The following is a 13,930-nucleotide window of genomic DNA, read 5'->3' as shown; positions in this document are numbered from 1 at the left end:
GTGCGTCAGCGCATCCGGCGTGCCGGCCGCCAGGTTTTACTGACCACCCGGTCACAGACATCGTATTCGTAGCGGGTGATAACACCATCCAGACCCCGCTCTTCCGTCAGATGCCCATTTATGCCGTGGATAAACCGGTACAGCTCACCACTTTCGTTATACAAACGCGTCAGCCGGTTGCGCGCGTCATATTCACGCCGCACGGTATGGCCCAGCGGGTCAGTCACCACGCTCACCCGACCACAGGCATCATACTGCCAGCGCACCGGATTATTGTGTCCCACCCGGTAGCTTTCCGGCAGCCCCTGTGCCGTCCAGGACAGGCTGGCCGTCCAGTCCTCGGCACCGGAAACCGTTCTTAGCCTGCCTGCCGGGCTGTAAACATAGCGGGTACTCTCCCCGGCCGCATCCACCTCTTCGGCCAGCCGGTAAGCCGCATCGTACCGGTACTGCGTTGTTTTCCCGGAACAGTCCTGAACGCTGATAAGCTGCCCACGCTCATTACAGCTAAAGCGTTGTACGCCGCCCTTTTCATCTGTGAATTCGACGACCTGGCCCCATTCATCACGACGGTAATAACAGCACAGCCCGAGTGCATTGATTTCTGCACGCAGACCAAAGTTCGCATCATAAAAATACTGGTGTACGCTTCCCTCCGGCCCGCTGGCCTGAACAGGCAGCGCCCGGTCTTCAAGCCAGCGTGTACAAACGGCCCGGCCCAGCGGGTCGGTCTCCAGAATCATGTTTCCCGCATTATCATAGTGATATGCTCTGCTGGCACCCAACGGGTCGACGGTACGCGAAAGCTGCCCGTCCTCGTTCCACTCATAGCCCCATACCTGCCCGGATTCATCGGTGTACTTCTCCACCAGATAGCGATGATCCCATTCATGCCGGTGCGTTTCGCCACCGCCATGGGTGACGGTGGTCACGCCCTGTGTCAGGTCATAACCAATCGTGGCGCTGTCGCCTCCGCTGGACTCATAGGCCACCACCCGCCAGCCGTCGCTGAACTTTTTCCACTGATAGCGGTGACGGGCCCCGCCGGGCATCCGGTGCCCTGCCATCAGGGCATCCGGGGTGTAATCAAATTCACGCAGGCAGACATCATCCGCATCGGTCACACGGCACAGTTCCCCCTGCGGGGTGTAGTCGTAGGACATCAGTAGCCGATGAACCGGCTCGCCACCGGGGGGGGCCGGGGTGAGCATGTGCTCAGTGATCCGGGTCGGACGCTGCGGGGAGTGTAAGTCCTGATAATGCAGCACCACCCGCAGGCTTTCCTGGGTATCGGTAATCGCCTGCAGGCGATCCTGTTCGTCATAATGGAGCCGCAAGCCATTGCCATAATTATCCGACAGCAGGTGCAGGCGCAGTTGCGAGGGCGCTGACGGGTGCGGAAGATAGAGCCGCCAGGTGGCGCCGTCCAGATCACCAATCACCACCATGCCCTGTTCGCTCTGCGCAAATAACAGTCCTTCATCGGGACTGAATCCTGCCTCACCCGGCGGGGGACAGACAAAACGGAGTTCGCGTCCCCCTTCATCATGGAAGCAGGTGTATTCCTCCTCCCTGACCACGCGGGTTTCAAATGCGGTGCGCCAGCCGCGACCAAAGAGCCCTTCATGCGGGTTACGGCTGTTGTAGATGCGCTGCCAGATGAGAGGGAAACGGGCCGGGAGCTCAAAATCACAGTCCTCTTCCCCGCTCAGAACCTTCGCGCCCGTCGCGGCATGTACCGGATTCCACAGTGCCCGCACAGATTCGCCAATCTTACTGGCAAGCATTGCCGCCGCCATCCCCATTATCATGCAGGGAAGCTGTTTCAGTAGCTTAGTGGGGCGGCACGTCAGGACGGAAAGCGCGAGCAGCGCGGTTTCCACGCCGGGTGATTTGCCGCTATGAATAGGGCGAACCACAACCGGTTTCCCCCCGATGATGACGTTGGGAGAGACCACCGTAGAAACGGTGCCGCCGCAGGTTGTCCGGTCTCCGGTGCGGACAGCAGGCAGACCATTGATACTGACCTGAGAAGAGCCTTCGGCCATAAACTGTATGGGATTCGGTGGGTGTTTTTCGCATAGCACCACATCGTGCTCAGCTTCCACCACTCCGCCTGACGGCCCGGCCACGACAGGGTTAATCAACTCTCCCAGCAGTTCGCTGCCATAGCTGAACAGTGCAGACACCCCGTTCAGCACTTTCATCCCTGTGGACATCCGGGCGTCCTCTTCTTCCCGCCGTTTCTTCTCTTCCGCCTCCATTTTTTCCCGCGTGGCATTTTCGGCGGCGGTCATCAGACGCCCCGCAGCTCTGGCGGCAGGCAGACCATTGGTCTGCACATTTAAAGAGCCTGTCGCAATTTTCCCCTGCGGTGACGGGGGGGAGATAAAGTTTGCCGCGCCCTGAGCAATATCGCCGACAACCTCAGCAGCGCCCGATAACGAAACGGTCAGCCCTCCGACAATGCCCGCGGCTGTACAGGTTGTTGCGGCGGCTGACGCGGCCGCAACCGTCGCAGCTGACACGCCTGCAGCAGTTGCCGCCGCGGCGGCAAGAGGGGCTGCAGCAGCAACCACGACGACCCCAACAGCAACGCAAATAGCCGCTTCAAAAGCTCCCCCCAGTATATCGGCCAGAATACTGGTATGAATGATGTCGTCGCCCAGACGGGCGGCGTTCGGATTGCTCATGGCAAAACGTCCTCTGTCTGATCTCAGTCCCTGTCCAGCGTATTTTTAACCTGCAGCCAGAACCGTTCGTCCTCTTCGCTAAAGGTATTCAGTGCGGTGCAGGTCAGCATCAGCAGCCACCGTTCTGGCATCAGTACGGCCAGCTGGCGCTGGCAACAAAAATAAGGTTCACGAAGATATGTAGCCGTCGTTTCCCGGGCAGGACAGTCAGGCAATAAAGGCAACGTTAATGTGACGGGTGGCGTCTGTTGATAGTTATCGATCTGTGCAGCCACCTGTGCCCACTGGAATGCCAGTTCGTCATCAAACGACCTGTCCCCGGCAATAACTGCGCGGGTGATCACCAGTGAGGTGTGGGTGCGGGTATTGCGGATAACCTGCATCGTGCAGTCAAGCCAGTCTTCTCCGCTCAGCGCCAGATGTCCTTCATTCATGCGGTAAATGGCGTTCATTTTCCGTCCCCCGTCTCTTCGGGGAATAATCCCTGTATAATGCTGGTTAAGTCTTTTTTATGGCTGTCACCGACAACGCCAATAGCCGGGGCAGGCTCTTCCGGATTCAGGCCCAGCATAGCTGTGCCTGTCGTAATGAGACTGTTACCCTCAGCCACGATGTTAAACGCCTTGCCCTTAAGGTTAATCACGCCCCCGGCATGCAACTCCAGTGCACTCTCCCCACATTCCAGCCGGATCATGGAACCTGAGCCGATGACCACATTTCCCGCGCTTTGCATTATCCTGTCGCCGCCGTTAAAACAGGTCACATCGGTTTTGACATTCACTTCCTGAAACTGCCGAATATTGAGCAGCTGGTGCCCGTCAATTTTGACATCTTCGTTGGCGGTCACGACTTTCAGCCGGTTATTGCCCACTACCAGACTCTGGTTACGAATGATCGCCGTACCCTGATCGTTGAGTACCGTCGTCTTCATGTCCTTCTGCGCATGCATCGACAACAGTTCCTGACCTGTTTTATCCTCGAACATCAGCTCGTTATACCCGCTACCTTTATAGGTTTTCGAGCGGATGGTCATCTGCGTCTTCGTCCCCGGCAGACCGCCCGGCGGCGGGTTATCCGCATGGTACGTCCGCCCCATGATGATTGGCTGGTCAGGGTCCCCGTTCAGGAAGTCCACTATCACCTCCTGTCCCACCCGCGGTATCGCCAGGTTGCCGAACCCCGGTCCCGCCCACGCCTGCACCACCCGTATCCAGCACGAGCTGTCCTGGTTCGCCGGGTTATACCGGTCCCAGTTAAACTTCACCCGCACCCGGCCATGTTCGTCACAGAAGATTTCCTCCCCCTCAGGGCCGGTAACAGTAGCTGACTGCGGGCCGTCCACTGACGGCTTTTCCATTGGCCGGGGTCGCCACGTCCTGTCCGCCGGTATCACCGTAAAATCATTCTCAAGGGTGGTCCCTGAACCGGAACGCCCCGCCACCGCCTGCGGTTGTTTCCCCTGCAAATCGCTGCTCACCACCTGCCATTCCCGGTTCAGGCCCGCCTGCGGATGCTCCGTCAGCTGAATGCGCCGTCCTGGCCATATTGCCGGCGAGCGGCTTTTTCCCTGCGCCTCTTCGGCATTATTGCGCCAGCCCTCCACCTGCCAGCGGGCGAAGTTCTGTCCGTGGCCGTCCTTGAAGCGCCCCGGATAATCAAACACTTCATACTGTGTACGCTGATAATCCTGGTTCTGCCCCTGCTGCTCAAAGCGGCCCGCCCAGCCGGGGCGTTTAAAGGTGTAGTCCTTGCCAATGACAGAAGAGGGGCGTATCTGTGCGCTGTGGCGGAACTGGCTGATGCACGGCGTGCTCACTTCGGTCCGGGTATTCGGGTTCCACGGGATGTCAAACGCCTCCGGCAGAAAGCGCACCGTGTCACACAGCACCAGACTCTGGTCGTCGCTGTCAGGCGAGTGCTCTTCGTAGAAGAACAGTCCTTCCTCCGCCGCCATCCGCGCCAGAAAGTCATAATCCGTTTCACCGTACTGCACGCAGAATTCCCGTGCCGGATGCGCCTCACTGAACAGCGGACTCCAGTCCGTCACCCCGTTTTCCTGCAATATCGTCCCCAGAATGCTTTTAATGTCCTCATTCTGAAAAATACGGGAGTTCTGCCGCAGGGCTGCACGCCACACCGGTGGCCGGACAATCATGCTGTACAGCATCTGATGTCCGTCGTTTTCCCCCTGCTCAAACCAGGTCACAATACCGTTCACCCGGCGCTGTATCTCCGTGCCCTGCCAGATTTTAAGATGGGCTGTTTTTTCCAGTACCTGAGAGAAATCAATGCTGAGAAGCTGCTGGCTGACCAGCGAAATATTGAGGGTGAACAACGAGGAAAGGGACTGCTCCAGGTGAAAGGACGCCACGGCCAGCGCATCCGGTGGCAGGCCGTCCACCTCCAGTGTGAAACGTAATCCTGTTGACATGAATAATCTCCTGAATTAACAGGGAAAAGAAACCACCAGCCGGACTGCGGCGAATGACAGTACAGTGTTACGCTTGCATTATTCAGGCACGCTACCGCCGAAGTTTCCGGCGTCCGCCATCTCCCGTAAAAAACGTAACCCCTTACTGACACTGCTTTTTTGTTTACGATCCCCAACAAAAACAGCACCCTGCCCGTAAGGGTGGGGTGCTGTGGATTCAGCCTTACGCTTCCAGCGGCGCGCGCCAGTCATCAGCACCAGAGGTGCCGGACTTGACGTGCTCCCACTCGATTTTGCGGTAGGCCAGTGAGACTTCGAGCAATTGCGTGAACTCGCGCTTCGCCGGGTCCTGGCAGTGCGGCATATGCAACTTCATATCCACAATCGTCGAGTCCGTCAGGCGGGTGGTGAAATAGTGCTCCTGTTTGCCTTCAACAGAGGTACGCCACCAGTGCAGTTCAGTTTTCGGCAGCATTTCGCCGGAGGCCAGCGCGTTGTACAGCAGTGGTACGGCTTTGTTCAGCGCTACAGTAAAAATGAACGGCTTGTGCGAACGCTGACCACTCGGCTGCCCGGACTGCGGATCGGTGGGTACAGTCACGTTGTGCTGGAATTCCTGTACCAGCATTTCATCCTCGTGCCCCTGCACGTAGATATTGCCGACAGAATCTGCGGTAAATGCACCAGCGGTAATATTCCCCTGGGTTTGCCCCGTAATTGAGATGTAACACGGTGTTGGCATTCATAAACTCCTTGTTAACGATTAACGACACTTACATACATCTGCCAAAAGATATCCGGCAGATAAAAACATGCTTAACACATAAAAAACTCTGTAGTTTAAACTCTCTTGACATGGCAGATTAAACCGTAAACCCAGAGGCTAAAAAGCATATTCCTGATGACTGAATTAAATATTCACACATCCATTATTGTGATATATCAACATTCATTTCTATAAAATAATGACAATATCATATTCATGAATAAATATTATATTCATCATTGTTCCATTACTCCAATCGGTAAAAACCATTCACCAACCAACCCGTCACATAAAGATAATTGCGGTATATTGATTCATGAAAAATATATTAAATACATATAAAACCAAACAAAAACCACATATAAATCATGCAATTAAATAAAAATAAAAATCACTAAAATTTCTTTTAATTTATTCTTAACGAAACCAATACAACCTGAACAATAACCACAACAGAAGGATACTCCTGTATTTCATTTAGAAAAAGTGCTTCTCAAAAAATTTTCTTCGCGTAATAATGATTGCCAGTTGTTTTTTATTGCACGGTATTTCATGGTCTGTACGGAGATGCAGAAAACATAACATAACCTGATGGATGATCTCTATGAGCAAAGATTATAACGGCAGTGTGGCCCCCAAAGAACGCATTAATATTTCTTACGTTCCAAAAACTGACGGCGAGCCTTCTGAGGTGGAATTACCCCTCAATATGTTGATAGTGGGAGATACCGGAAACTCACAAGAAACAGCACCACTTGATGAACGCCAGATGGTTTCTATCGACAAGCATTCATTCAATTCAGTGATGGCAGAAGCTTCCATTAGCCTGAATTTTGCAGTTCCGGCAGCATTGAAGGACGACGCAAAAGATGACGATGAGATGAATGTCTCGCTGGAAATCAAATCCCTGAACGATTTTTCTCCGGACAGTGTGGCAAAACAAGTGCCGGAGTTGAACAAATTGCTGGAACTACGCGAAGCGCTGACAGCATTAAAAGGGCCGCTGGGTAATTTGCCTGCATTTCGCGCCCAGCTTCAGGCATTGCTGGAAAATGAAGAATCCCGCGAACAGTTACTGCGGGAGATCAGCCAGGCAGAAAACCAGTAATCTCTGTTTTTCAGGGAGATTATCCTGGTATGGGCTTGCGGAAAGATACCACCAGAACCGATGACGCAATAACGCAGACAGTGAGCCGGTTATGTATCACTCAGACAGGCGATATCAACACAGAAACACTGGATGTATTGATCGCGGCGCCTGACCAGAGGCTCGGATGTTTGATGGATGAAATCATCCATATCAACGGGTATCAGCAGATGAAGCCACACTGGCGGAAGGTGTTCCACTGACCGTGAAACCTGACTCCAGAAATACAGATCAACACAAGGATTTTCAGTATGTCGTTAAAGGAAGAGGAACTTGTTTCCACCCGCGCTGAACAGGGAAGCCATGCCCCGTCGTTGCTTGATGAAATCATGGCACAAACCCGTATCCAGCCCGGTGCTGACGGTTATGATATTGCCCGACAGGGCGTAACGGCTTTTGTTGCCAGCCTTCTGCAATCCAGCTCACCAGCAGAACCCGTAAATAAACTGGCCGTGGACAGTATGATTGCGGATATTGACGCCCGAATCAGCCGCCAGATGGATGCTATTATTCACGCCCCTCAGTTTCAGCAACTGGAGTCATTCTGGCGTTCAATGAAAGCCCTGGTGGACCGCGTTGATTTTCGCGAGAATATTAAGGTTAATATCCTGCATGTCACCAAAGAAGAACTGCTGGACGATTTCGAGTTCGCGCCAGAGATTACCCAGTCAGGCTTCTACAAGCATGTTTATTCCAGCGGATTTGGTCAGTTTGGTGGTGAACCCATCGCGGCGGTATTAGGCGCATATGAGTTCAAAAATACCACGCCAGACATGAAACTGCTGAACTATGTCAGCGCCGTCGGCGCTATGGCCCATGCGCCGTTCCTTTCTTCCATATCTCCGGAATTTATGGGACTCAATTCATGGACTGAGCTGCCCAATATCAAAGATCTTTATGCCATCTTTGAAAGCCCTGCTTACACAAAATGGCGCGCCCTGCGTGATTCCGAAGACTCTCGCTACCTGGGGCTGACCGCACCGCGTTTTCTGCTCCGCCAGCCCTATTCAGCCACCGAAAACCCCATCAGAAGTTTCAACTACGCCGAAGATGTCAGCCACAGCCACGAGCATTATCTTTGGGGCAATACCGCCTGGATGCTAGCCAGTAATGTGGCCGACTCGTTCGCAAAATATAGATGGGCGCCGAATATTATTGGGCCGCAGAGCGGCGGCGCGGTAAAAGATCTTCCGGTACATTTATATGAATCAATGGGACAGATTCAGGCCAAGATCCCAACAGAGGTGTTGATCACCGACCGCCGTGAGTTCGAACTGGCCGAAGAGGGGTTCATCACGCTGACCATGCGCAAGGGCAGCGATAACGCCGCCTTTTTCTCCGCCAATTCGGTTCAGAAACCCAAGCATTTTCCGGGCAAAGATGCCGAAACCAACTACAAGCTGGGTACACAACTACCGTACCTGTTCATTATCAACCGCCTCGCACACTACATTAAAGTTTTGCAACGCGAGCAGCTCGGGTCGTGGAAAGAGAGAAGTGACCTTGAGCGAGAACTCAATATTTGGGTCCGCCAGTATGTCGCTGACCAGGAGAATCCGCCCACTGACGTCCGCAGCCGTAAGCCCCTGCGTGGCGCTAAAGTTGAGGTTCTGGACGTGGACGGCGAACCAGGCTGGTATCAGGTGGCAATTTCCGCAAGACCCCATTTTAAATATATGGGTGCGTCGTTTGAACTGTCTTTAGTCGGACGGTTAGACAAGTGATACCGGAGCACGAGAGACCTGCCGGATCGCTGTTTGAGCGTCTGGAAAACCCTCCTGCCAGAAACTGGCGGGGGGACAGCAATATAGAGGCATTCAGACAGTCCATTCGCCACAGCCTGCGAAATATCCTGAATACCCGCTCCGGCAGTTGTCGGGGCACCCCGGAGCTCGGCATCGAAGAGCCGGAAGGAGCAGATAATTATCGCAGCGCCATGAGCCAGGCTATCGTGCAGTGCATTGAGCGTTATGAACCCCGAATCTCACATTCTGAGGTTCGGGCGGTGCTTCCCCTTATGGCCAGCCCACAGGAAATAACATTCCATATCACCGCCTGGGTGACATTTAACGACATCGACGATGTGCTTGAGTTTGATATGGCACCGGACGGCAGTCAGCATTATCGGGTGGAGTAGTAAAATGGAATTCGAAGAGCGTTATTACAGGCAGGAACTGAATTACCTTCGCCAGTTAAGTAAACAACTGGCAACCGAAAAGCCGCATCTGGCCCGGTTTCTGGCTGAAAAAGGAGCCGATCCGGATATCGAGCGTCTACTGGAAGGCGTGGCATTTCTGACCGGCAATCTGCGCCAGAAAATTGAGGATGAGTTTCCTGAGCTGACACACGGCTTGATCAAAATGCTGTGGCCCAATTATCTGCGCCCGGTGCCGTCGATGACGCTGATTGAATACAGCCCGGATATGGACAAAACCTCCGTGCCGGTATGCATCCCCCGCAACGAACAGTTCAGAACCGGTTCGAAAGAGACTCAGGGAAACCAGGTATTGTCTGCGTATTCCGGCTATGAACACGATGTAGCCCCGCCCTGTACGTTCACTCTTTGCCGGGATATCTGGCTGCTGCCCGTTCAACTGGATCAGGTAGAGGATCGCAGTACGCCCCGCCATGGCATTATTGATATTACATTTGCCATCGCACCTGGTACAGATTTCACCACTCTGGATCTAAACAAGCTGCGCTTCTGGCTGGGCAACGATGATAACTATACCCGCTACCAGCTGTATTTGTGGTTTTGCGAATATTTACAGGGCGCAGAGTTGCTTACGGGCGAGCAGCCGATCCCGATGCCCGAATTTATGCTGAAAGCTGTGGGGTTTGAACCAGAAGATGCCATGCTGCCCTGGCCCGGTAATGTCCACAGCGGCTACCGCATTCTCCAGGAATTTTTCTGCTACACCGACAGTTTTCTCTTTTTCGATGTCTGTGGCATTCCGGCGCTACTTGACAGATTGAAGGAGAATCGTTTCACCCTGCGGCTGCGTTTTTCGCGCCCTTTACCCGTGGATATCCAGTTACACTGCGACTCCCTGCGTTTATATTGTGCGCCCGCCATTAATCTTTTTTTCCATCATGCCGAAGCGATTACGCTGGATCACCAGCGGGCAGATTATCCACTGATACCCAGCCGCCACTATCCGGATCATTACGACATTTTTTCGGTTAACAGTGTGGTGAGCCAGACGCAGGGTATATTCAGAAAAAAAGAGTTTGGACAACCCATTACAACACCTTCTGTGCGTCAGTGGCCTGCATTTGAAAGTTTCAGTCATCAGATGGAATACAGTCGCAAGCGGGAAGTTGTCTACTGGCAGCACCGGACAAAGACCTCGCTGTTTCAGCGGGGCTTTGATCATAGCCTTGCTTTTATTCACGCTGATGGCGGCCACCCGGATGCCTCGCTGCTTAATAATGAAGTGGTCTCAGTATCGCTGACCTGCACCAACCGTGAGTTGCCGATACAGATCCTGCCTGGCGACATAACAGGTACAACAGGTAAAAACGCGTCAGTGGCATCGTTTCGCAATATCACCCGACCCACGCCGCCACTCTGGCCGGTTATAGACGGCAGCCTGCACTGGTCCCTGTTGTCCGCCATGAACCTGAATTATCTCTCACTGCTGGATGCTGATGCGCTCAAACAGGTCATAGCCAATTTTGACCGCCACGCCATTCATCATCCACAGATGGCTCGCCTGTCACAGCAAAAGCTGGATGCCATTGAACGGCTGGACACCAGACCCGTTGATCGCCTGTTTACCGGGATACCGGTGCGTGGTCTGGCGTCAACTCTGTATATCCATCCGGGACCGTTTGTCTGTGAAGGAGAGATGTACCTTCTGGGTGCAGTTTTGTCGCACTTTCTGTCGCTGTATGCCAGCGTCAATTCATTCCACATGCTGACCGTTGTTAACACGGAAAGCCAGGAGTCATGGAAATGGGCGGAAAGAACCGGGCAACACCCGCTCATCTGACCCCGGACGATGCTCCGGTACAGGATGAACAAAACGCATTACGGGAGAGTTTTCTTCAGGAAGCCTGCGCCTGTAATTTTTTCGCTCTCTCAGAACTGCTGCACCGGCTGGCATCAGAGGGGGGAGAAACACCGGAATTATCGCTGGATACCCCTCCGTCACAGGAGACTATTCATTTCCGGGCTGATGCCAGCCTGGGTTTTCCGGTAAGTGATGTCAGCGCGCTAGAGCAGGAGACCTCCGGGCAGTTCCGGATGACCACCACCTTTATGGGGTTACAGGGCAGCCAGTCTCCCCTGCCAGGTTATTACCTTGATCACCTGGCCTGGAAATCCGCACATGAGCAAAGTCCGGTTGGTGATTTTCTGGATATGTTCAGCCACCGCCTGACACAGTTCGTCTGGCATACCTGGCGTAAGTATCGCTACCACGTCTCTTTCCGTAACGGTGGCGTGGATGTGTTCTCGCAACGGATGTATTCCCTGGTCGGGCTTGGCCACCGGCAACTTCGCGAAAGGCTACCAGTTAATCACAGCAAAATGCTGGCCTATGCCGGAATACTGGCGAATCCGGGACGCTCGCCAGAGATCGTCTGCTCGCTGGTCGCGCACTGTTTCGATTTAAATTTATCAGACGTGACACTGCAAAACTGGCAGCGACGGATGGTGGAAATAGAGCCGGATCAGCAAAACAGTCTCGGATGTTACACGATTAAAAATGGCGAAAAACTGGCCGGTCGATCGGTGCTGGGCAGTTTTGTTCTCGGGACGAGTGTTCCCGACCTCAGCGGTAAATTTCAGTTAAGCATTAACAACCTGAGTCGTAAGCGGTTTCTCTCGTTCCTGCCATCAGGAGAAAGCTTTCTGCCGCTGGCGATGTTTGTCTCCTTCGTCCTGCGCGATCAACTTGCCTGGGATTTGCACCTGGGACTGGCACCGGAGCAGGTGGGCACCATGCGGCTGGGCGATAACAAGAGCGCACTACTGGGCTGGACGTCATTTCTCGGCGAACCGGGAGAACATCCCTCAGTCACCATCAGGGTCAGGGAGTAAAATATAACCATCATGGAGCATGATATGGCGGAAGAAAAAACGCGACAACAAACGCTTTCACTGCATGTCGTCAACGGCAGCGAACTGGAAAGCGGGCGCGCGGCACGGTGTCTGTTCACACAGAGCGGGGATGTGGGCCACAGCAGTGAGTGCCACTGGCCGGTTCAGGGCAGGCATCAGGATGTTCCGGCGAAAGCGTTCAGCATCAGTCTGCATGATGGCGCATTCTGCCTGCATCAGCTGACCGCACCACTATGGCTGAATCAGGCCAAAGTCACGGTAGCCTCGGATCTGGTGCAGTTACGCCAGGGCGATGAGATCCAGACGGGGCATCTGATACTCCGGGTTTATCTGAATCAGGGCGGGATGCGGCATTACGACGAAGAGATGGCTACCCCTGAAACCATTGTTTCTAACCACGACACTTTGTCAGACACGTTGCTGTCCACTGACAGCGCACCGGAATATCCGGGAATGCCGTCCCGCCACCAGCTTGCCGATACCGTTGTGAATGGCTTTTCCACCGACCCATTGCAGGCGCTGCGGACCGAAAGTCTGACCACAAGGGACAATCCTCTTGCGGCAATCACGCCTGTACGTCCATCCGCTCCGTTGTCCGATCCGGTCACACATGGCGGGATCAACACACCGTTTATGGATCTGCCATCAATGTATGCCTATCCGCAGGACAGCGATGATGACGCAATTTCACCGGCAGAGGCGGCACAGCGCCATCTCGCTGTAACCCCGTTACTGCGAGGGTTAGGAGGATCGCTTACTGTGCATAACACGAAAGATGCCGATGATTTTCTGGAAGAAGCCGGGAGGACACTGCAGGCGGCGATTAAAGGGCTGCTTGAGCTACAGCAGCACCGCAACAGCCTATCTGACAAACATCTGCGCCCGCTGGAAGATAATCCGTTGCGCCTGAATATGGACTACGCCACCGCTCTGGACGTGCTGTTTGCCGAAGGAAAAAGCCCGGTTCATCTCGCCGCACCTGCCGCCGTCAGCGAGAGCCTGCGCAATATCCGCCATCACGAAGAAGCCAACCACGCGGCCATTGTGGAATCGCTGCGCGTGCTGCTGGACGCCTTCTCGCCGCAGAGCCTGATGCGCCGTTTTGTGCAGTATCGCCGCAGCCATGAACTACGCAATCCGCTGGATGATGCCGGAGCCTGGCAGATGTACTGCGATTACTACGACGAACTGGCCTCCAGCCGCCAGCAGGGCTTTGAGATGCTTTTTAACGAAGTGTATGCCCAGATCTTTGACCGGGTACTTCGTGAAAAACAGCGGGAGCCGGAAGCATGACAGGGCGTGGTTTCCTCGCCTGGGTATTGGTGGCGTTGTTAACCATCGCCTTGTGTGGTTGTGAAACAGCAAAAAAAATCGGCCAGGTCATTAAAAACCCAGATATTCAGGTCGGAAAACTGGCTGACCAGTCGTCACTGGTGACGATTACGTTGCTGACGGAGCCGGATGCCAACATCAATGCGGACGGTGAAGCTGCGGCGGTGGACGTACAACTGGTTTACCTGAGTGATGATTCGAAATTACAGGCTGCGGATTATGACCAGCTCGCAAGTACGCCGTTACCGGATGCACTGGGGAAAAACTATATCGATCATCAGGATTTCAGCCTGCTGCCCGACACCATAAAAACCCTGCAACCGGTGAAGCTGGATGAGAAAACACAGTTTATCGGCGTGATTGCCTATTTCTCCGACGACCAGACCACGCAATGGAAGCAAATCGAACCGGTGGCAGGGACAGGACACCACTACCGCCTGCTGGTACATATCCGACAGAGCAGTATTGAAATGAAAAAAGAGGATGATTAACG

At 53.9% G+C, this 13,930-nt stretch carries 11 protein-coding genes; 7 read left to right on the top strand and 4 right to left on the bottom strand.

The features are described from left to right. Nucleotides 1–5 precede the first annotated feature (5 nt). The 4 genes from GHC22_RS03845 to GHC22_RS03830 form a co-directional block, all read right to left on the bottom strand. Nucleotides 6–2,693: a DUF6531 domain-containing protein gene (locus tag GHC22_RS03845; protein WP_153752277.1), complete on the bottom strand. Its 2,688-nt coding sequence runs from the start codon at nt 2,691–2,693 to the stop codon at nt 6–8. A gap of 23 nt (nt 2,694–2,716) precedes the next feature. Then, on the bottom strand, nt 2,717–3,145 hold the full coding sequence (locus GHC22_RS03840) for a DcrB-related protein (protein ID WP_153752275.1): 429 nt from the start codon (nt 3,143–3,145) through the stop codon (nt 2,717–2,719). Continuing rightward, the gene (locus GHC22_RS03835) at nt 3,142–5,124 is read right to left on the bottom strand and encodes a type VI secretion system tip protein VgrG (RefSeq protein WP_153752273.1); all 1,983 of its coding nucleotides are present in this window, start codon (nt 5,122–5,124) and stop codon (nt 3,142–3,144) included. The genes GHC22_RS03840 and GHC22_RS03835 overlap by 4 nt, the downstream gene beginning before the upstream one ends. Nucleotides 5,125–5,347: 223 nt before the next feature. Beyond that, entirely contained in the window at nt 5,348–5,866 is a 519-nt protein-coding gene (locus tag GHC22_RS03830; protein WP_032944948.1) for an Hcp family type VI secretion system effector, read from the bottom strand. Nucleotides 5,867–6,494: 628 nt separating this feature from the next. On the opposite strand from GHC22_RS03830, the gene tssB reads away from it, so the two are divergent. From tssB to tssJ, 7 genes are all read left to right on the top strand, one after another. Then, entirely contained in the window at nt 6,495–6,998 is a 504-nt protein-coding gene (gene tssB / locus GHC22_RS03825) for a type VI secretion system contractile sheath small subunit (RefSeq protein ID WP_032944951.1), read from the top strand. A gap of 290 nt (nt 6,999–7,288) precedes the next feature. Next, a complete protein-coding gene (gene tssC / locus GHC22_RS03820; protein ID WP_032944954.1) occupies nt 7,289–8,761 on the top strand; it encodes a type VI secretion system contractile sheath large subunit in 1,473 nt (490 codons plus the stop codon). Next, nucleotides 8,758–9,174, top strand: a complete 417-nt coding sequence (tssE, locus tag GHC22_RS03815) for a type VI secretion system baseplate subunit TssE (RefSeq protein ID WP_125362913.1) — start codon at nt 8,758–8,760, stop codon at nt 9,172–9,174. The genes tssC and tssE overlap by 4 nt, the downstream gene beginning before the upstream one ends. A gap of 4 nt (nt 9,175–9,178) precedes the next feature. Continuing rightward, on the top strand, nt 9,179–11,032 hold the full coding sequence (gene tssF, locus GHC22_RS03810) for a type VI secretion system baseplate subunit TssF (RefSeq protein ID WP_153752272.1): 1,854 nt from the start codon (nt 9,179–9,181) through the stop codon (nt 11,030–11,032). After that, nucleotides 10,996–12,084, top strand: coding sequence for a type VI secretion system baseplate subunit TssG (gene tssG / locus GHC22_RS03805; RefSeq protein ID WP_032944960.1), 1,089 nt, complete (start codon nt 10,996–10,998; stop codon nt 12,082–12,084). The genes tssF and tssG overlap by 37 nt, the downstream gene beginning before the upstream one ends. Nucleotides 12,085–12,108: 24 nt before the next feature. Continuing rightward, complete coding sequence (gene tagH / locus GHC22_RS03800) at nt 12,109–13,398, top strand: type VI secretion system-associated FHA domain protein TagH (RefSeq protein ID WP_048236751.1); 1,290 nt, start codon at nt 12,109–12,111, stop codon at nt 13,396–13,398. After that, on the top strand, nt 13,395–13,928 hold the full coding sequence (gene tssJ / locus GHC22_RS03795; RefSeq protein WP_032944963.1) for a type VI secretion system lipoprotein TssJ: 534 nt from the start codon (nt 13,395–13,397) through the stop codon (nt 13,926–13,928). Before tagH ends, tssJ begins: the two co-directional genes overlap by 4 nt. Nucleotides 13,929–13,930: the final 2 nt, after the last annotated feature.

This window comes from Citrobacter sp. H12-3-2 (genome assembly GCF_009649895.1).
GTDB classification, from domain to species: domain Bacteria; phylum Pseudomonadota; class Gammaproteobacteria; order Enterobacterales; family Enterobacteriaceae; genus Citrobacter; species Citrobacter portucalensis.
Note: the sequence above shows the minus strand (reverse complement) of the source record. Positions and strands in the feature narration are given on the sequence as shown.